This window comes from Streptomyces sp. NPDC037401 (assembly GCF_055602345.1).
This window is the reverse complement of the sequence record NZ_JBVJWO010000010.1, coordinates 21177-41364: the sequence shown is the minus strand read 5'-3', so window position 1 is coordinate 41364 and position 20188 is coordinate 21177. Positions and strand designations below refer to the sequence as shown.

15 protein-coding genes are annotated in these 20188 nt (G+C 72.7%); 8 read left to right on the top strand and 7 right to left on the bottom strand.

The features are described 5' to 3' along the window. Positions 1–214 precede the first annotated feature (214 nt). Entirely contained in the window at positions 215–2113 is a 1899-nt protein-coding gene (typA, locus tag ACZ7H1_RS12515) for a translational GTPase TypA (protein ID WP_470786032.1), read from the bottom strand. Between the two features lie 330 nt (positions 2114–2443). Continuing rightward, on the bottom strand, positions 2444–4831 hold the full coding sequence (locus tag ACZ7H1_RS12510; protein WP_470786030.1) for an ABC transporter family substrate-binding protein: 2388 nt from the start codon (positions 4829–4831) through the stop codon (positions 2444–2446). A 338-nt stretch (positions 4832–5169) separates the two neighbouring features. On the opposite strand from ACZ7H1_RS12510, the gene ACZ7H1_RS12505 reads away from it, so the two are divergent. The 6 genes from ACZ7H1_RS12505 (at position 5170) to ACZ7H1_RS12480 (ending at position 11998) form a co-directional block, all read left to right on the top strand. Then, on the top strand, positions 5170–5397 hold the full coding sequence (locus ACZ7H1_RS12505; protein WP_470786028.1) for a hypothetical protein: 228 nt from the start codon (positions 5170–5172) through the stop codon (positions 5395–5397). 64 nt (positions 5398–5461) lie between these two features. Continuing rightward, positions 5462–6283 (top strand): hypothetical protein, encoded by an 822-nt coding sequence (locus ACZ7H1_RS12500; protein WP_470786026.1) that lies wholly within the window; start codon positions 5462–5464, stop codon positions 6281–6283. A gap of 1 nt (position 6284) precedes the next feature. Further along, entirely contained in the window at positions 6285–8201 is a 1917-nt protein-coding gene (locus ACZ7H1_RS12495; protein ID WP_470786025.1) for a fumarate reductase/succinate dehydrogenase flavoprotein subunit, read from the top strand. Next, on the top strand, positions 8198–8968 hold the full coding sequence (locus tag ACZ7H1_RS12490; RefSeq protein ID WP_470786024.1) for a succinate dehydrogenase/fumarate reductase iron-sulfur subunit: 771 nt from the start codon (positions 8198–8200) through the stop codon (positions 8966–8968). The genes ACZ7H1_RS12495 and ACZ7H1_RS12490 overlap by 4 nt, the downstream gene beginning before the upstream one ends. Positions 8969–9094: 126 nt before the next feature. Beyond that, positions 9095–11227 (top strand): TPM domain-containing protein, encoded by a 2133-nt coding sequence (locus ACZ7H1_RS12485; RefSeq protein ID WP_470786023.1) that lies wholly within the window; start codon positions 9095–9097, stop codon positions 11225–11227. Positions 11228–11278: 51 nt separating this feature from the next. Beyond that, on the top strand, positions 11279–11998 hold the full coding sequence (locus tag ACZ7H1_RS12480) for a PspA/IM30 family protein (protein ID WP_470786022.1): 720 nt from the start codon (positions 11279–11281) through the stop codon (positions 11996–11998). Positions 11999–12082: 84 nt separating this feature from the next. Here ACZ7H1_RS12480 and ACZ7H1_RS12475 read toward each other — a convergent pair whose 3' ends face one another. The 5 genes from ACZ7H1_RS12475 to ACZ7H1_RS12455 form a co-directional block, all read right to left on the bottom strand. Continuing rightward, entirely contained in the window at positions 12083–14710 is a 2628-nt protein-coding gene (locus ACZ7H1_RS12475) for a SpoIIE family protein phosphatase (protein ID WP_470786020.1), read from the bottom strand. Between the two features lie 149 nt (positions 14711–14859). After that, positions 14860–15297, bottom strand: coding sequence for an ATP-binding protein (locus tag ACZ7H1_RS12470; protein ID WP_470786019.1), 438 nt, complete (start codon positions 15295–15297; stop codon positions 14860–14862). A gap of 233 nt (positions 15298–15530) precedes the next feature. Further along, positions 15531–15938, bottom strand: coding sequence for a (deoxy)nucleoside triphosphate pyrophosphohydrolase (locus ACZ7H1_RS12465; protein ID WP_470786017.1), 408 nt, complete (start codon positions 15936–15938; stop codon positions 15531–15533). A gap of 34 nt (positions 15939–15972) precedes the next feature. Further along, positions 15973–16158, bottom strand: a complete 186-nt coding sequence (locus tag ACZ7H1_RS12460) for an SPOR domain-containing protein (RefSeq protein ID WP_470786016.1) — start codon at positions 16156–16158, stop codon at positions 15973–15975. A 228-nt stretch (positions 16159–16386) separates the two neighbouring features. After that, entirely contained in the window at positions 16387–17139 is a 753-nt protein-coding gene (locus ACZ7H1_RS12455; RefSeq protein ID WP_470786009.1) for a GntR family transcriptional regulator, read from the bottom strand. Between the two features lie 311 nt (positions 17140–17450). Here ACZ7H1_RS12455 and ACZ7H1_RS12450 point away from each other — a divergent pair, with 311 nt between their 5' ends. Both ACZ7H1_RS12450 and ACZ7H1_RS12445 read left to right on the top strand, forming a co-directional pair. Then, positions 17451–18779 carry a glycoside hydrolase family 18 protein gene (locus tag ACZ7H1_RS12450; RefSeq protein WP_470786007.1) on the top strand — a complete coding sequence of 443 codons (1329 nt, stop codon included), beginning with the start codon at positions 17451–17453 and terminating at the stop codon, positions 18777–18779. 96 nt (positions 18780–18875) lie between these two features. Continuing rightward, positions 18876–20042, top strand: a complete 1167-nt coding sequence (locus ACZ7H1_RS12445) for a serpin family protein (RefSeq protein WP_470786006.1) — start codon at positions 18876–18878, stop codon at positions 20040–20042. Positions 20043–20188 lie beyond the last annotated feature (146 nt).

Below are 20188 nucleotides of genomic sequence, written 5' to 3'. Positions count from 1 at the left end.
TTTCACAACATCAACCAAGGGCCGAAAACCGAAATCCGGACATATGGATCACAGACAGACACACCCGAAACGGACGGTTAGCGCACGTTCCGGAGCGTGACGGTCGATAGTCGGACACCTGAATGCAACAATCCGTTTGACATACGCGAACAGCCCGCCCCCGCACGGAAGCCGTGCGGGGGCGGGCTGCAGAAAGCTGCCGGGCTGGTGGAGCCTAGCGCTTGGCGCGCGAAGCGGTGCGCGACCGCTCCTTCTGGTCCAGGACGACCTTGCGGATGCGCACGGCCTCCGGGGTCACCTCGACGCACTCGTCGTCGCGGCAGAACTCCAGGGACTGCTCCAGGGAGAGCTTGCGCGGCGGGATCACGTTCTCCGTGTTGTCCGCGGAAGCCGCACGCATGTTGGTGAGCTTCTTCTCCTTGGTGATGTTCACGTCCATGTCGTCGGCGCGGGAGTTCTCGCCGATGATCATGCCCTCGTACACCTCGGTGCCGGGGTCGGTGAACAGGACGCCGCGCTCCTGCAGGTTGATCATCGCGAACGGCGTGACCGAACCGGCGCGGTCGGCGACCAGGGAGCCGTTGTTACGGGTCACCAGCGGGCCGAACCAAGGCTCGTGGCCCTCGTGGATGGAGTGGGCGATACCGGTACCGCGGGTGTTCGTGAGGAACTCCGTACGGAAGCCGATGAGGCCGCGGGACGGGACGACGAATTCCATGCGGACCCAGCCGGAGCCGTGGTTGGACATGTTGTCCATGCGGCCCTTGCGGACGCCCATGAGCTGCGTGACGGCGCCCATGTGCTCCTCGGGGACGTCGATCGTCATGCGCTCGACCGGCTCGTGGACCTTGCCGTCGACGAGCTGGGTGACGACCTGCGGCTTGCCGATGGTCAGCTCGAAGCCCTCGCGGCGCATCTGCTCGACCAGGATGGCGAGCGCGAGCTCACCACGGCCCTGGACCTCCCAGGCGTCGGGACGCTCGGTGTCGAGGACGCGCAGCGAGACGTTGCCGATGAGCTCGCGGTCCAGACGGTCCTTGACCTGGCGGGCGGTGACCTTGCGGTCCTTGACCGCGGACTTGGCGTCCGCGCCCTTGCCGGTGCCGCCGCGGCCGACCATCGGCGAGGTGTTGGTGCCGATGGTCATGGAGATCGCCGGCTCGTCCACCGAGATCAGCGGCAGGGCGATCGGGTTCTCCGGGTCGGCCAGGGTCTCGCCGATCATGATGTCGGGGATACCGGCGACCGCGCAGATGTCACCGGGGCCGGCGACCTCGGCGGGCTTGCGGGTGAGCGCCTCGGTCATCATCAGCTCGGTGATGCGGACGCTGGAGACCGAGCCGTCGCGCTTGATCCACGCGACCGTCTGGCCCTTGCGCAGCTCGCCCTGCTCGACGCGGAGCAGCGCGATGCGGCCGAGGAAGTTGTCGGCGTCCAGGTTGGTGACGTGGGCCTGGAGGGGGGCCTCGTCGTCGTACACCGGGGCGGGGACGTGCTCCAGGATGGTGGAGAAGAACGGCTCCAGGTTGTCGCTGTCCGCGGGGACGGTGCCGTCCTCCGGCTTGGTCAGCGAGGCGACGCCGTCACGGCCGCAGGCGTAGACGATCGGGAACTCGATCTGGTCCTCGTCCGCGTCCAGGTCCAGGAACAGGTCGTAGGTCTCGTTGACGACCTCGTCGATCCGGGAGTCCGGGCGGTCGGTCTTGTTGATGCAGAGGATGACCGGCATCTTCGCCTGCAGGGCCTTGCGCAGGACGAAGCGGGTCTGGGGCAGCGGACCCTCCGAGGCGTCCACCAGCAGGACGACCGCGTCCACCATCGACAGACCGCGCTCGACCTCGCCACCGAAGTCGGCGTGGCCGGGGGTGTCGATGATGTTGATCGTGATGGGCGCCCCGCCGTCCTTGGGGTGGTACTTCACCGCCGTGTTCTTGGCGAGGATCGTGATGCCCTTCTCACGCTCCAGGTCGTTCGAGTCCATCATGCGGTCGTCGAGGTGCTGGTGGGCGGCGAAGGCACCGGCCTGCTTGAGCATGGCATCGACGATGGTCGTCTTGCCATGGTCGACGTGGGCGACGATGGCGACGTTACGGATGTCGTGGCGCGTGGGCACTTCGGCGCTTCTCCCGGGATCGTGGATGGCGTCGCGTACGGTCCGGCACGCGCGCCCGCCGGGCGGAAAACCTGCCACGGCCTTACCCCATCGTACGCGGCGTGGCGGGAACCGCATGCCGGGGGGTCTGTCAAGAGGCCGGAGGGCTGAGCTTTCACCGGGCTTCGGGGGCACTTCAGGTGGGGGAAGCCCAGCGTTCACAACGGTCGTGCGGGTCAATGGGTGGGACCGACCTTGCCCGCCGGGGCCGCCGGCGGGCAAGGAACTTGAGCCACTTCTGAGCTTGTACGGGCGCAGGCGGCGTCATGCGCCCCCGCCTTCACCCGGCCTTCACTTCTTCTTCCCGGCAGCTCCTTCGGAGGCGCCCTCGGCGGGCGCCTTCTTCCACCCGATGTCCTGGTAGCGCGGGGTCGCCAGACCGAAGGCGCCGGCATTGGCCACCCGTGGCTTCGCGGCCACGAGCTCGGGCCGCTGGTAGAGGGGGATGGAGCCGGCCGCGGCCCAGATCCGGGCGTCGGCCTTGCGCATCAGCTCCCGGGACTCCTCCTCGTCCAGCTCGCCGAGCGCCTGGTCGAACAGCTGGTCGATGTGGTCGGTGCCGACCCGGGTGTAGTTCTGCTCCACCAGCAGCGAGCCGTCCGCCGCGGGCTCCGGCTTGGCGAAGATCGGCCGGGCGTCGGTGGCGGGGAAGGCGGTCGCCGGCCAGGAGTACAGGGCCAGGTCGTACTGACCGGAGGCGATGTGGTCCTTGAAGAAGCTCTCGTCCGCGACCTTGGTCAGCTCGGTGCCGATGCCGACCTTCCTCAGCATCTGCGCGATGCGGTCGCCCACGGTCCGCAGCGACTCCGAGCCGGGGCCGGACGGGAGCACGAAGCGCAGGGTCAGCGCCTTGCCGTCCTTCGCGAGCAGGTTCCCGGACGTACGCGCCTGGCGGGCCGGAGCCGGGGCCTGGGTGGCCTGCGCCTCCCCCGCCCCGGCCTCCTCGTCCGCGCGCTTCTTGCCGTCGTCGAGGCTGCCGTCGGCCAGCTGCTCGGCCTGCGCGAGCAGGGCGTTCTCCTGGCCCGCGGCCAGCGGCGCCGGATTCACGAGGGCCGGGCCGCCGCCGCGCTCGCTCGCCGTGTCCGCGTCGACGATCTCGCCGTCCGGGCCGGACCGGGAGCCGGCCGGCCCCACGGGGCCCCCGGGCCGGTCGCCGGGGTTCTTCCCCTCGTCCTGGCCGTGGGCCCGGCCGTCCTGGCCGACGATGTAGAGGCCGTCGTTCCCGGTGCCGGGGCCGCGGGCTCCTGCGGCCCCGGGGGTCTTCCCGTCGTCCGTGACGGCGTCGGCGGCCTCGCCGCCCGCCTTGGCACCCTCGGGGACGGTGGTGAGCGGCGCGCCCCGGCGCCAGCCCGCATCGGCGAGCAGCGCCTTCGCCGCCTTCGTGTCCTGGTCGCCGAGAGCCCCGCTGTTGTCCGCGTACACCCGCTGCCCGGCCAGCGCCAGGTGGCTGCCGACGGGCTTGGAGGGCAGGCCCAGCGGCTTGAGGACCGCGTCGGCGAGCGCCTGCCGGTCCAGGGCGCGGGCCACGGCCCGGCGGACGCGTTCGTCGCCGAGCGGGCCCGAGGCGCCGTTGAGCGCCAGCTGCGTGTAGGCGGGCTCGAGGGACTTGCGGACCCGGTAGCCGCGCAGGGCCGCCTGCTCCTTCGCGTACGCCTGGACCGCGGCGGCGTTGCGCTTGCGGGCGGCCAGCTCCGATTCCGCCTGCTCGGGCGCCGAGCCGTGGGCGACCGCCCACGAGGTGAGCGCCTGGCCCGTGGTCAGCGCGGCGCCCGGGCCGTGGGCGAGCGGCTTGCCGGCCGCGCCCTGGCGGCCGTCGCGGGCGGCCAGCATGATCCGGTCGGCGGCCGAGCGGTCGATTTCGGCCAGGTCGACCTTCCCGGCAGCGAGGGCCGTCGCGCGCTGGGCCCGCGGGACGGCGGTCAGCACGAGCGTGTCCAGCTTGGCGGGGGCGCCCCACCAGCGCGCGTTGCGCGAGAGGGCGGCCGTGCCGGTCTTCTTGTCGATGGCGCCGAGGGTGAAGGGGCCGGCCGTGACCTTGAGGGTGCCGCGGGCTCCCTCGTTGAAGGACTCGGGGGTGCCGGTGACCTGCTTGGGGTAGAGCGGGGTGAACAGCGACTTCCAGTCGGCGTACGGCTTCGCGAAGGTGACCTTGACCTCGAGGTCGTTCGCGCCGCGCTCGATCTTCTCGATGCGGTCGTACCCGGCGTTGCGGGCGGTCCAGTACGCCGAGTCCCTGCCGTTCAGGGCCCGCCACTGGGCGACGAAGTCCGCCGCGCCGATCTCCCGCCCGTCGCTCCAGACCGCCTGCTGGTTGAGCTTGTAGAGCACGACCTGCTTGGGCTCGGTCTCGACGACCTCCGCCTTTTCCAGGTAATCCGGGTTCGCCACAGCCCGGCCGCGCTTGTCGAGGGTGAACAGCGCGGGCAGCACCGCCCCGGCGATCCGCGAGGTCGTCGCGTCCGCGTCCGCCTGGAAGGTGTTCAGGGTGTCCGGCAGCGCGTCGACCGCCCACCGCAGCACCCCGCCGTCGCCGACCTGCTCGCGGGCCGCCTCCTGGATGTCCTGGGGCGCGGCGACGGGCCCGGCGGAGTCGTCTTGTGAGCCGCAGCCCGCGAGAAGGGGCAGCGCGAGGACGCCCGAGCTGAGGAGCGCCAGGGATCTGCGCCTTCTCTGGGACATGGGTGGTACCTCCGGGGCGGGCCGAGCTTGATCACGAATGGCGGTATATGGAGCTGATCACACTGGTGACGAAACCCACTGAAATCGACGGGCCGCCGCACCCCCGGCACCCGGGCCGCGCCACGCCGCGAACCCCACCCGTGCGGACCAACGCCGCTTGCGCCCGGAGCGGGCGTTCCCTCCGGAGAGGGATGAGAATGGTGCCCGGGAGGGGCGCACAGGTTGCGCCTGCGCGCCCGGAATCGCTGCACGTCCCTTCACAACCGGGGACATGAGGCGCGACACTCGCAGGCGCACATGAGCGTTGCCACCGCAACCTGCGGAAGTGAGGGCAAGTCATGTCCCTGCAAGACGATTTGAACGCCGTACGCCACCAGCTGGACGACCTCGCGAAGAAGGTCGAGAAGCTGGAGCGGGAGGCCGGCCGGCCCGCGCCCGGCCGCTCTGCCGCCGCGCCACCCGCGGCAGGCCGGATGGTCACGATCCCGGACACGCCGTACGACGACTCACTGTGGACGGACACCGACGACGAGGGCCTGGGGGCCCGCGACCGCCGCGCGCCCTAGCCACTGCGGCCCTCGCGGGCCGCCCCCGGCCGCACCCCTCATCCACTCCTCACCGGAGTCCCACTTGGCCACAGGAACCGAACCACCATCCCAGCTGACCGGCGTCCACGACGCCTCCCGGGCCGCGATCGCGGCCCGGCATCTTCGCACCGACCGCTGGTGGCTGGCCCCCGCCGCCACCGCGGCCGGGCTGCTCGCCTTCATCGTCTACTCGACCTGGCGGGCCTTCGCGAACGCCGACTACTACGCCGCGCCGTACGTCTCGCCGTTCTACTCCCCCTGCCTGGCGGAGAACTGCGTCCCCATGAAGGACGGGCCCAACTGGGAGATCTTCGGCAGCTGGTGGGGCCTGTCCCCCGCACTGCTGATCCTGGTCTTCCCGCTCGGCTTCCGGCTGACCTGCTACTACTACCGCAAGGCCTACTACCGGGGCTTCTGGGCCTCGCCGCCCGCCTGCGCGGTGGCCGAGCCGCACGCGAAGTACACGGGCGAGACCCGCTTCCCGCTGGTCTTCCAGAACATGCACCGCTACTTCTTCTACGCGGCGATCCCGGTCGCGGGCATCCTCACGTACGACACCGTGCTGACCTTCCGCAACGAGCACTACGAGTGGGGCCACATGGGCCTCGGCACGCTGGTCTTCCTCGTCAACATCGTGCTGATCTGGGCGTACACCCTGTCCTGCCACTCCTGCCGGCACATCATCGGCGGCAGGCTGCGGCACTTCTCGAAGCACCCGGTCCGCTACCGGCTCTGGGGCTGGGTCGGGAAGCTCAACTCCCGCCACATGCTGCTGGCCTGGTCGTCCCTGGTCAGCGTGGCGCTCTGCGACTTCTACGTGTACCTGCTCGCGACCGGCACCATCACCGACCCGAGGATCTTCTGACATGGCTCAAGTCGACCGGCAGCAGTGGGACGTGGTCGTCGTCGGGGCGGGCGGAGCCGGGCTGCGGGCTGCGATCGAGGCCCGCGAGCGGGGCGCCCGTACGGCGGTGATCTGCAAGTCGCTGTTCGGCAAGGCCCACACGGTGATGGCCGAGGGCGGTATCGCCGCCTCGATGGGCAACGTCAACGACGGCGACAACTGGCAGGTCCACTTCCGCGACACCATGCGCGGCGGGAAGTTCCTCAACCAGTGGCGGATGGCCGAGCTGCACGCGAAGGAGGCACCGGACCGGGTCTGGGAGCTGGAGACCTGGGGCGCGCTGTTCGACCGTACGCCCGACGGCAGGATCTCGCAGCGCAACTTCGGCGGCCACGAGTACCCGCGCCTCGCGCACGTGGGCGACCGCACGGGGCTGGAGCTGATCCGCACCCTCCAGCAGAAGATCGTCGCGCTCCAGCAGGAGGACTTCGAGGAGTACGGGGACTACGAGGCCCGCCTCAAGGTCTTCCAGGAGTGCACGGTCACGCGCGTCCTGAAGGAGGAGCACACCGGTGGCGGGCGGGTGGCCGGAACCTTCTGCTACGAGCGCGAATCCGGCCGTTTTTTCGTCCTCGAGGCCCCCGCGGTCGTCCTGGCGACGGGCGGCATCGGCAAGTCCTTCAAGACCACGTCGAACTCGTGGGAGTACACCGGGGACGGCCACGCGCTGGCACTGCTCGCCGGGGCGCCGCTGCTGAACATGGAGTTCGTGCAGTTCCACCCGACCGGCATGGTCTGGCCGCCGTCGGTGAAGGGCATCCTCGTCACCGAGTCGGTGCGCGGCGACGGCGGGGTGCTGCGCAACAGCGAGGGCAAGCGGTTCATGTTCGACTACGTCCCGGACGTCTTCAAGGAGAAGTACGCCGAGTCGGAGGCGGAGGGCGACCGCTGGTACGAGGACCCGGACAACAACCGGCGTCCGCCCGAGCTGCTCCCCCGCGACGAGGTGGCCCGCGCGATCAACTCCGAGGTCAAGGCGGGCCGCGGCTCGCCGCACGGCGGGGTGTTCCTCGACGTGTCGACCCGGATGCCGGCCGAGCGGATCAAACGGCGGCTGCCTTCCATGTACCACCAGTTCAAGGAGCTGGCGGACGTGGACATCACGGCCGAGCCGATGGAGGTCGGCCCGACCTGCCACTACGTGATGGGCGGGATCGCCGTGGACTCCGACACGGCCGCCACGGTCGGCGTGCCGGGCCTGTTCGCGGCGGGCGAGGTCGCGGGCGGGATGCACGGCTCGAACCGGCTGGGCGGCAATTCGCTCTCCGACCTGCTGGTCTTCGGCCGCCGGGCGGGCCTGCACGCGGCGGAGCACGCCTTCTCGGCGGCCGGTCCGCGGCCCTCGGTGTCGCAGGCCGCGGTCGACGAGGCGGCGGCGGAGGCGCTGGCCCCCTTCCACGCGGACGAGGGCGCGGAGAATCCGTACACGCTCCACCAGGAGCTCCAGCAGACGATGAACGACCTGGTCGGGATCATCCGGCGGGGCGGTGAGATGGAGCAGGCGCTGGAGCGGCTCGCGGGTCTGCGGGTCCGGGCGGCCCGGGCCGGGGTGGAAGGCCACCGGCAGTTCAATCCGGGCTGGCACCTCGCCCTGGACCTGCGGAACATGCTGCTGGTCAGCGAGTGCGTGGCGCGGGCGGCGCTGGAGCGGACCGAGAGCCGCGGCGGGCACACCCGGGAGGACTGCCCGTCGATGGAGCGCACCTGGCGGCCGGTGAACCTGCTGTGCCGGCCGGTGCTCCCGGCCCCGGCGGACCCCGCGGAGGACCGCATCGCCCTGGTCCGCACCCGTACCGAGCCCATCCGGCCCGACCTGCTCGCGCTGTTCGAGAAGGAAGAGCTGGTCAAATACCTCGCCGAAGAGGAGCTGTACGAATGAGCACGTACGACGCGAGCTTCCGGGTCTGGCGGGGTGACGCGGAGGGCGGCGAACTGCGGGACTTCACGGTCGAGGTGCACGACGGCGAGGTGGTGCTCGACATCATCCACCGGCTGCAGGCCACCCAGGCCTCGGACCTCGCGGTCCGCTGGAACTGCAAGGCCGGCAAGTGCGGCTCGTGCAGTGCGGAGGTCAACGGCCGGCCGCGGCTGATGTGCATGACCCGGATGTCGACCTTCGACCGGGCGGAGACGATCACGGTCACTCCGCTGCGCGCCTTCCCGGTGGTCCGGGACCTGGTCACGGACGTGTCCTTCAACTACCGGAAGGCGCGCGAGGTCCCGGCGTTCGTCCCGCCGGCGGACGTGGGGCCGGGCGAGTACCGGATGCAGCAGGTGGACGTGGACCGCTCGCAGGAGTTCCGCAAGTGCATCGAGTGCTTCCTGTGCCAGGACACCTGCCACGTGGTGCGTGACCACGAGGAGAACAAGACCGCGTTCGCGGGTCCGCGCTTCCTGATGCGGGTGGCGGAGCTGGACATGCATCCGCTGGACGCGGCCGCCGACCGGGGACTGGACCGCAAGCGCACGGCGCAGGAGGAGCACGGCCTCGGCTACTGCAACATCACGAAGTGCTGTACGGAGGTCTGCCCGGAGGGCATCAAGATCACGGACAACGCCCTGATCCCCCTCAAGGAGCGGGCGGTGGACCGCAAGTACGACCCGCTGGTCTGGCTGGGCAGCAAGATCGGCCGGCGCAAGGCGTAGCGCGGACGGCCCCGGACGGGGCGTCGGCGACGGCCGGGAAGCACCCCGCTTCCCGGCCGTCCGGCTGTCCGCACCGCAGGGTCCGGCTGTCAGCCCCGGGCCGCCGCGGGCCGCCGATGGCCGCCGATGGCGGTCCGCGCCGAGTCGCGGGGCCCGGAGTGCGCCCATACCCTCCCAAATGTGACGCCGCCGCTGAGATTCATACCCGTGCGGGCCCTCCTGACTCTGGTCGCCGCCGCGCTGTTCGTGCTCGCCCCGGCCCCGCAGGCCCGCGCGGACGATCCGATCAGCCTGTCCAAGGAGGACCAGATCACCGACCGGGTGGGGGCGCTCGGCGACCGGAAGGGGGCCGTCACGGCGGCACTCGACCAGCTGTACGCCGACCGCCGCATCCAGCTGTTCGTGGCGTACGTCCACGACTTCTCCGGCCGCTCCCCGCAGAGCTGGGCCGACGCCACCGCCGAGCGCAACGGCCTCGGCCAGAACGACCTCCTGCTCGCCGTCGCCACCGGCGACCGGCAGTACGCGTACTCGGCGGCCATCGACTCCGGGTTCACGCACGAGCAGCTCGGCGAGGTCGCGCGGACCGCCATCGAGCCCGCACTGCGGGAGAACGACTGGGCGGGGGCGGCGATCGGCGCGGCCGCGGGTTACGACGCCGTGCTCACCGGGCAGCCCGTACCGGTCCCCGCGATCACCCCCGGCGAGGCCGACCCCGGCGGCAGCGGCTCGGAGAGCGGCGCCGGGGATTACGTGCTCCCGGTGGTCGCGGTCGGCGCCGCCGGTGCCCTCGGCGTGTACGCGTACGCCCGCAGCCGGCGGGGGCGGCCCCGCGGTACGAGCACCACGGCCGGGGGCGGGCAGGCCGCGGCGGGGCTGGCGCTGGACGAGCTCGACGAGAAGGCGCGCGGGCTGCTGGTCGGCACGGACGACGCGGTCCGCACCAGCACCGAGGAACTCGGCTTCGCGTCGGCGCAGTTCGGCGACGAGGCGGCGAAGCCCTTCACGGCGGCCGTCGCGTACGCCAAGGACGAGCTGACGTACGCCTTCCGGCTGCGCCAGCAGCTCGACGACGCGTACCCGGAGGACGACGCGACCCGGCGGCGGATGCTCGACGAGATCGTCGCCCGCTGCACCGAGGCCAACCGGCGGCTGGACGCCGAGGCCGCCGACTTCGACCGGCTGCGGGACCTGGAGAAGAACGCCCCGCAGGCGCTGGCGACCGTGGAGACCCGCTTCCGCGAGCTGACCGGCCGCACCACGACCGCCGAGGCCACGCTGACGGTCATGACGCAGCGGTACGCCGACTCCGCCGCCGCCCCGGTGTCGTCGAACGTCGAGCAGGCCAAGGACCGGCTGCTGTTCGCCACGACCAGCCTCGGCGAGGCGCGCGCGGCCGTCGACGCGGGTGACAACGGCAAGGCCGCGGTGCACGTACGGGCCGCCGAGGGCGCCGTCGACCAGGCGGCGACCCTCGTGGACGCCGTGGACCGGCGGGCCCGGGAGCTGGCCGAGGCGACCGGGAAGCTGGACGGCGCGCTCACCGAGACCGACACCGACCTCGCCGACGCCCGCGGACTCCTCACCGGCACCCCGGAGGGCGTGTCCACCGCCGACCTGCGGGGCCGGATCGGCCGCGCCGAAGCCGTCCTCGCGGACGTGCGCGCCGAGACGGCAGCCGGGCGGTACGACCCGATCGACGCTCTGCGCCGGGTCGAGGAGGCGGACGCGGCACTGGACGAGGCGCTCAGCGGCGCCCGGGAGCGCGAGAGCGGCCGGCAGCGCGCCGCCGCCCTGCTGGACCAGGCCCTGCTGACGGCGCGCAGCGCGATCGGCGCGGCCACGGACTACATCACGACCAGTCGCGGCGCGGTGGGCAGCCGGGCCCGCACCCGGCTGGCGGAGGCGCAGCGGCACCTGGAGCGGGCGCAGGGCCTGGCGGCCTCGGACGCGCAGGGGGCGCTGGCGGCGGCGCAGCAGGCGGACGGGCTGGCCCGGCAGGCTCAGCAGCTGGCCGAGCAGGACGTGGGCGCGTACCGGAACCCGTACGGGGGCGGAGGCGGCTTCGGGGGCGGGCAGCGCGGCGGCGGCGGGATGGGCGGCGCGGTCCTCGGCGGGATCATCCTCGGCGAGATCCTGGGCGGCTCGGGCGGCCGGGGTTCGGGCGGGGGCTTCGGGGGCGGTGGCTTCGGCCGCGGGCCGGGCTCCTTCGGGGGCGGCGGCACGCGCGGCCGGATGGGCGGCGGCGGTCGCTTCTAGCGGACGCACGTGCAGGAACCGGCAACGGAATCCGGCAAGGAGACAGGACGCATGAGCAAGCAGAGCATTCTCGGCCGTGTCACCCAGCTCGCGAAGGCCAACGTCAACGCGCTGCTGGACCAGGCGGAGGACCCGCAGAAGATGCTGGACCAGCTGATCCGGGACTACTCGAACAACATCTCGGAGGCGGAGCAGGCGGTGGCCACCACCATCGGCAACCTGCGGATGCTGGAGCAGGACCACCGGGAGGACGTCGAGGCGGCGGCCGAGTGGGGCAACAAGGCGCTGGCGGCGAGCCGGAAGGCCGACGAACTGCGGGCGTCCGGGTCGGCTGCGGACGCGGACACGTTCGACAACCTCGCGAAGGTGGCGCTGGGCCGCCAGCTCCAGTCCGAGAAGGAGGCGGCGACGGCCGAGCCGACGATCGCGGCGCAGACGGAGGTCGTGGGCAAGCTGAAGTCGGGGCTGGAGTCGATGAGGACGAAGCTGTCGGAGCTCTCCGCCAAGCGCGACGAGCTGGTCGCCCGCGCGAAGACGGCGCAGGCGCAGAACACGATGATGGACGCGGTGAAGAACATCGACGTGATGGACCCGACGAGCGAGCTGAGCCGTTTCGAGGACAAGGTCCGCCGCGAGGAGGCACGGGCCCTGGGCAAGCAGGAGCTGGCCGCGTCCTCCCTGGACTCGCAGTTCGAGGCGCTGGACGACCTCGGCCGTGCCTCCGAGATCGACGCCCGCCTCGCCGCCCTGAAGTCCGGCCGGGCGGCCTGACCGGCCCGCGGCCCGACCGGCCCGGCGCGGGCGGGTCCCGCGGGGCCCCGGGCACCCCGCTCCCGCTGCGGGCCCGGCGGGCGGTCAGCCGTACATGGTCAGGAGCTGCTCCGCGGACAGTTCGTTCAGCGGCTCCGCGCCCGGCAGGGGCAGTTCGAACCACACCGTCTTGCCCCGCGGGGTCCGCCGCGAACCCCATCCGGCGCTCAGCAGCTGCACCAGCTGGAGGCCGCGTCCCCCTTCGTCCGTGTCCCGTGCGCGGCGCCGGCGCGGCTGCACCAGCCCCGCGTCCCACACCTCGCAGACCAGCGTCCGGTCCAGCAGCAGCCGCAGCCTGATCTCGCCCTCGCCGTACCGCAGGGCGTTCGTGACCAGCTCGCTCACCAGCAGCTCGGTCGTGTCGGCGAGTCCGTCCAGCCCCCACGACTGGAGCTTGGTGCGGGCGAGCTCGCGCGCCCGGCCGACCGACCGCGCCTCCCTCGGCAGGTGCCAGTCGCCCACCGCGTCCGGCGGCAGCCCCTGCACCCGGGCCATCAGCAGGGCGATGTCGTCCTCGCCGTGCCGGGTCTCCAGCGTGTCGAGCACGTGGTCGCACACGTCCTCCAGCGGGCGGACCGGGTCCGCGAGGGCCGCCCGCAGGCCGCGCAGGCCCTCGTCCAGCGTGTGTTCGCGGGACTCCACCAGGCCGTCCGTGTACAGACCGAGCAGCGCGCCCTCGGGCAGTTCCACCTCGACCTCCTCGAAGGGCTCGCCGCCGACGCCCAGCGGCATGCCCGGAGGCACCTCGAGGAACAGCGCGCCCGAGCCGCCCGGCTCGGCGAGCACCGGCGGCATGTGGCCGGCGTTGGCGATGGTGCAGCGCCTGGTCACCGGGTCGTAGACGGCGTACACGCAGGTCGCGAGGTAGACCTCCGACAGGTCGGACAGGTCCGTGTCGCGCGCGGTACGCGACTGCTGGGATCCTCCGGGTGCGCCGAGGCCCCGGGCCACCTCGTCCAGGGCCGACAACACCTCGGCGGGCTCCAGGTCGAGCAGGGCGAGGGTGCGTACGGCCGTACGCAGCTCCCCCATGGCCACGGCGGCCCGCAGCCCGCGGCCCATGACGTCGCCGACCACGAGCGCGGTGCGGTGACCGGGCAGCTCGATGACGTCGAACCAGTCCCCGCCCACTTCGGTCGCGGCGTTCCCGGGCAGGTAGCGGCAGGCGATGTCGAGGCCCGCGGCCTCGGGGTCCCCGGGCGGCAGCAGGCTGCGCTGGAGGATCAGGGCGCGCTCGTGCTCGCGCCGGTAGAGGCGGGCGTTGTCTATGGACACGGCGGCCCGGGCGGCGAGCTCCTGGGCCACGGCCCGGTCGCGCTCGCCGAACGGCTCGCTGCCCTTGGTCCGGGAGAACTGCGCCAGGCCGACCACGGTGTCGTGGGCGACCATCGGCACCAGGAGGGTCGACTGCACGAGGTCGTCGGGTCCGCCCGTCGGCATCAGACGGGGCCGGGCGGTGCGCAGCGCGAGCGCGGCGGGCGAGGTGGCCGGGTAGCGGTGGATGTCACCGACGGCGACCGGGCCGGCGCTGCCGCGTGCGCAGGCCCCGGGCGCGGAAAGGGGTGCGTCGGACACGGCGCTGGCGAAGGCGACGCGGCGGAGTTTCGCGGAGGGCAGCCGGGCGCTGCCGCCGCCTCCGGAGAGCCGGGCGGGTGCGCCGGGGCCGCGGACCGGGCGGTCGTCGTCGCCGAGCAGCAGCCCCTGGTAGAGGTCGACGGCGGCGAGGTCGCAGAAGCCGGGGACGGTGACGTCGAGGAGCTCGCGGGCGGTGGTCTCCAGGTCGAGGGAGCTGCCGATGCGGGCACCGGCTTCGTTGAGGAGGGCGAGGTTGCGGCGGACCCCGGCGGCTTCGCGGGCGGCGAGGTGGCGGCGGGTGACGTCGGTGCCGAGCCCGGCGACCCCGATGGGGCGCCCGGAGGCGCCGTGGACGCGGTACAGGTTGATGGACCAGTGGCGGTGGTCCCGGCTGCCGGGTGCGGCCCCGCTGATCTGGAGGTCGGTGACGGCCTCGCCGGTCTCCAGGACCCGCCTGAGGGCGGTGGTCATCCGGTCGGCCTCGCGGCGGCCGAGGTAGTCGTGGACGGTACGGCCGCGGTGGTCCTCGGCGGCGCCCCCGAAGACGGTGGCGAAGCGGCGGTTGGCGCGCTGCACGGTCAGGTCGGTACCGAAGAGCAGAAATCCGAAGGGAGATTGGCCGAATATCGCTTGGGAAGCGGCGAGGTCGGACTCGATTCTGCGGAGCGCCTGGACGTCGACGACGACGCAGAGCGCGGCCCGCTCCCCCTCCTCGGTCTCGGTGGGCATCACATAGATCTCGGCCACGGCCTCGGGGCCCGGGCCGCCGTCCGGACCGGAGGGCATGCGGAAGGGGACCAGGCCCGTCCATTCCTTGCCGTCGAGTATTTCGGCCACCTTGCGGCGGCCGCCGGGGCGGAGCTCCGCGGGCATGAAGGCCTCGACCGGGTCGCGGCCGACCACCTGGGCGGCGGTCAGGCCGAAGAGCTCTTCGGCGCGCCGGCTCCACTGGTCGACCAGCCCGTCGGGGCCGATCGAGAAGGACGCGACTCTTATGTAGTCATAAATCGAGCCAGGCGGACTGCTGTGCCACATGGCTTCGCGCCACGGCGCTCCGGACACTTCGACATGCTGCGCCTGCGCAGGTATTTCGCTCACGCGACCGTCCCCTCCAGCTCACCGCAACCGGACCGGTCATGACCGAAGTATTCAGCACCACGGCCACGGACGGCACGGCGTTCTCGATCACAGCACGGTCTCGGTCGTTTCGAGCCGCGCTCCGTGATCGCTGCCGTGTCTCCTCTTTGTTACTCACCAGGCAAAGCCAACTCGAACCACACGGTCTTGCCCGTCTTGCCGTGCCGGGTCCCCCAGCGCTGCGCCGAGACCGCCACCAGATGCAGTCCGCGGCCGCCCTCGTCTTCGGGCGCGGCGACTCTCTCCCGGGGCGGATCCGGAAGCGGATCGGAGACCTCCACGAGGAGGGCGGGGCCGTGCGCAGGGTGGTCGGTGGCCGAATTCCGCCGTTCCAGCCGGACCCCGATGGGCCCGGACGCGTAGCGCAGCGAGTTGGTCACCAGCTCGCTGACCAGCAGGACGGTGACATCGCCGACGGCGTCGAGGCCCCACGAGCGCAGAGCGCCGCGCACGGCGTGCCGGGCTGTGCGTACGGCGCCGGGCTCGGCGGGGAAAGCCCATTCGGCGCTGTCGGCGCAGTCGGATTCGGAATCGATCACGCCGATCACTTCCCGGGCCAGCAGGCGGACCCCAGTCCGGTTTGTCAGGGGATGAGATTGGGATTAATAGCGACATACCCGATATCCAGGGCGCCGTACCGCCCCGGCACCCACGCACCGGCGCACTGTGGCACGAACGGCGTACGCGCAGGCCCCCTGCGCCCCGAGTGGCGTACGGCGGCGGGGCGTGCGCCCTGCCGCGCGCGGGGGCGGGAGGGGGCGGACGGGGGCGGACGGGCGGATCAGCCGGCGGCGGGGGCGGCCCGGAGCCTGCGCCCCGCCTCGGCGACCGCGGGCCGGTCCTGGTCGAGCCAGTCGACGGCGTCCAGCTCGTCGGGCCCCAGCCAGCGCAGCTCGTCGTGGTCCTCCAGCGGCCGCGGCTCGCCGGAGAGCAGGCGGGCGGTCCACACGTGCAGGACGAGGCCGGGCTTGAGCGGCCACTCCCCCGGGATCCGCTCCAGCACCTCGGTCTCGACGCCCAGCTCCTCGCGGAGCTCGCGCACCAGCGCCTCCGGGACGGTCTCGCCCGGTTCCGCCTTGCCGCCGGGCAGCTCCCAGCGGCCCGCCAGCTCGGGCGGTGCGCTCCGGCGGGCGGCCAGCAGCCGCCCCTGATGGCAGACGGCTCCGCCCACGACCACTCGTTCAGTCATGGACGGAGCCTATGCCGGTGCCGGCGCGCCGGCGTCAGTTGGTGGTGGCGGTCTGTCCGATCCGCTCGACCCAGTAGAGCTGCTTGTGTCCGTGGTCCTCGAGGCTGTCCGCGACCTTCTCGGCCTCGGCCCGGGTGGCGTACCGGCCGACCCGGTAGCGGTTGCCGTTGTCGTCCTGCCGTATCACCAGCCACGGAAGCTCGGCACCGCTGTCGTTCATCGCGCTTCACCCTCCGCCGACGTACCCGCCCAGGAAACCGCATTACGCATATGCCTGAGCTTACGCCCGACCTTTACGGAGCGGATACGTGTTTTCACGAAGAGATACCTCACGGCGTACGCATTCGGCCATACGTACGATGCATCCCACAACGACCCCCGGCGGGCATGCGACGACCCCGGGCGCTCCAGGCGGCCCGGGGTCGAGGACGGTGGACGGAAGGCCCGGCTAGCGCACCGGGAGGTGGTAGGAGACGCGGTAGCGGTCGGCCGGGACGACGACGTCGGCGGTCTCCACCGCGCGGCCGGAGGCGAAGTACGTCCGGCCGATGACCAGGACGGCGTGACCGGGGACCCCGCCGAGCGTCATGATCTCCTCCGCCAGACCCGGGCGCGCGCCGACCTCCTCGACGACGTTGTCCACGACCACGTCGATCGCGGCCATCCGGTCCACGACCCCGCAGCCGCCCAGCGGCCCCTCCTCCGGCAGCATCACCGGCGTGCGCCCCGTCAGGGACAGCGGCTCCCACGAGGTCGACAGCATCATCGCCTCGCCCGCGTCGCGGAAGACGTACCGCGTGCACATCACCTTGTCGCCCGGCTCGATGCCGAGCCTCTCGGCGATCTCGGCGGGCGCCGCGGCCTGCTCGCTGTGGGACTCCCAGGTGCCGCGCGCCCCGCCCTCCGCCTGCTCCTGCCGGAACGGCGTCGAGGCGCCGCCCGTGCGGTATCCGGAGCGGGCCACCCGGCGGGGCACGGGCTGTTCGCGGACGTACGTGCCCGAGCCGGAGCGGCCCTCCACGAGGCCCTCCGCCATGAGCACCTTGCGCGCCTCCAGCGCGACCGTGTCGGAGACGCCGTACTCCTCGCGGATCCGGGCCTGTGAGGGCAGCCGGGCGTGCGGGGGCAGGGACCCATCGACGATCTTCCGTCGCAGATCCCCGGCGACGCGAAGATAGGCCGGCTGCTCACCGAAAGTCACTGGCCACTCCCATCAGGTTGACAGACAGCAACAGCCTGGCAACCGACGGTTGATCACCGCAAGTAAAGGCCAAAGTTTCACTCGATGTGATGATCGCCGATCACTCAAACGCGCGACCGGGAGTACGGCGATCAAGGAAACCGGCCCCGCCGCCCGGCCATGGCCGGGCCGGAGCGCCGCGGACCCCTTGACCAGCTCTGGTCCAGACCAATACCGTCCCGCCATGCGCGGCACCGGAACGCCGCCGCGTACCCCGCGCACAGCACGGTCCGGAGCTCAACTCCCCGCATCCGCAACCCCAAAGGAAGCCCATGCGCCGCAGCATGCTCGGCAGGCTGGCCGTCGCCGCCTGTTCCCTCTCCCTCCTGACCGCCCTCGCCCCCGCCGCGAGCGCCTCGCCGGAACAGCCCCGGCACGAGCGCTCGTACAAGCGCGTCGGGTACTTCACCCAGTGGGGCGTGTACGGACGCGACTTCCAGGTCCAGGACCTCGACAAGAGCGGCGCCGCGGCGAAGCTGACCCACATCAACTACGCCTTCGGGAACATCGGTGCCGACGGCAAGTGCATCATGGGCAACATCCCCGGCGAGGCCGACGCATGGGCCGACTACCAACGCGGCCTGGACGCGGAGAACTCCGTCGACGGGGTCGCCGACACCTGGGACCAGCCGCTCGCCGGCAACTTCAACCAGCTCCGCGAGCTCAAGGGCAGGCACCCGGGCCTGAAGGTCCTGCTCTCCCTCGGCGGCTGGAGCTGGTCCACGCACTTCTCCGACGCGGCCCTGACCCCCGCCTCCCGCAAGGCCCTCGTCTCCTCCTGCATCGACCTCTACATCAAGGGCAACCTCCCCCAGGACGGCACCCGCGGCGGCGCGGGTGCCGCCGCCGGCGTCTTCGACGGCATCGACCTCGACTGGGAGTGGCCGGGCTCGGAGGGCGACGCCGACACGAAGTTCCGCCCCGAGGACAAGCGCAACTTCACCGCGCTCGTACGGGAGTTCCGCACCCAGCTCGACGCGTACGCCCGTACCCAGAAGCGCGGCGCGCGCTACGAGCTCTCGGCCTTCGTCCCGACGGCACCCGCCAAGATCGACGCGGGCTTCGAGGTCCGCCGGATCATGCGGGACCTGGACTTCGTGACCCTCCAGGGCTACGACTTCCACGTCTCCGGCGAGAAGAAGACCGCCCAGCAGTCCGCCCTGTACGCCCGCGGCGACTTCAGCGTGGACGGCACCGTCGACGCCTGGCTGGAGCGCGGCGCCCCGGCCCGCAAGCTCGTGATGGGCATGCCCTTCTACGGCCAGGGCTGGACCGGGGTCAGCGGCGGCGGCGACGGCATGGGCCGGCCGGCCACCGGCCCGGCCCCCGCGACCTGGGCCGCCGGGTACGAGGACTACAAGGCCCTGAAAAAACTGGCCGATTCCGGCACCTACAAGGTCTACCGGGACCGGCGCGGCGGCCACGCCTGGCTCTTCGACGGCACCACCCTGTGGACGTACGACGACCCGCAGGTACTCACCCGCAAGACGCGCTACATCCGCGAACACGGCCTGGGCGGCGCGATGTTCTGGTCCCTGGACGCGGACACGGCGGACGGCGAGCTCATGAAGGCGGTCGACCGCGGCCTCCGCGGCCGCTGACCCACCGACCGGACGCCGCCGGGGCGCGCAGGCAGCCGCGCCCCGGCGGCGTCCTTCCATGCCGCCCGGCACCTGCGGGCCCGTACCCTCCCCGCCATGAGGACCACGACCGTACGAGCCGTCAACGCACTCACCGGGCGCTGGGCCCGCGCCCTGGAGCCGGACGGGAACACCGTCTTCACGGCCGCCGGGCTCTGGCCGCTCCTCGCCCTGCTCGCCGACGGGGCCGCCGGGCCCGCGCGCCACGAGCTGGCCGGGGCGCTCGGCACTCCCGCCGGAGAAGCCGGTCCCGGTTCGCGGGAGTTCCTGGAAGCCCTGGGGCGGGTGCCCGGCCTGGAGAGCGCGCTCGGGCTGTGGACCCGGCGCGGACTGGTCCTGGAGGAGGCGTGGGCGGCCGGGCTTCCGGCGGGGACCCGCGGCGAGCTCACCGGTGACGCCGGCACCGACCGCGAGGCACTGGACGCGTGGGCGAAGGAGCGCACCGGCGGTCTGATCGAGAGCATGCCGGTCGGAGATCCGGGCAGTGCGCTGCTGGTGCTGGCCTCGGCACTGGCACTGCGCACCCGGTGGGCGCACCCGTTCCAGGACCGTCCGCTGCGGCCCGCGCAGGGCCCCTGGGCGGGCCGCACGCTGCACGGACTGGGGCGGGTCTCCGCGCAGCAGGACCGGGTGGGGGTGGCCGGGCCGCTCACGGTGTTCCAGGTGGACGGGACGGAGGGCGTGGACGTCCATCTCGTCCTGGGGGATCCGCGGGCCGCGGCGGCCGAGGTGCTGGCGGGCGGGATCGCGGTGGCCACCGGAGTGGCGGCGGCCGTACCCGGCGAGCTGCTGCCGGAGGGGAGCCCCGGGCCGGGGGTGACGGTGGGCACGGTCGACTCGACGAGCCCGGCGCCGCAGCTGAGCCTGACGACCGCGGCCTTCGCGGTGCGCGCCGAGCACGACCTGCTGGAGCAGGCGGCCGTCTTCGGGCTGGCCACGGCGTGCGACGCCGCCCACGGGCACTTCCCGGGCATCAGCCCGCAGCCCCTCGCCGTCGGCTCGGCGCGCCAGTCGGCGATGGCGGAGTTCGGCGCCGAGGGCTTCCGGGCCGCGGCGGTGACGGCGATCGCGCTGCGGGCGGGCAGTGCCCCGCTGCCGCCGCGGCACCGGGCCCGCAGGATCGAGGTGTGCTTCGACCGGCCCTTCGGCTTCCTCGCGGTGGACCGGGCCTCGCGGCTGGTCCTCGCGGCCGGCTGGGTCGCCGATCCGCTGCCGTACGCGTGAGGAGGCGGGAGACGTGAGGGAGGGGGGGGGGGGGGGGGGGGGGGGGCCCCCCCCCCCACCCCGCCCCCCCCCCCCCCCCCCCCCCCCCAGACCCCCCCCCCCCCCCCCAACCTCCTCCCAACCCCACCCCCGAAATCCAAGAAAAA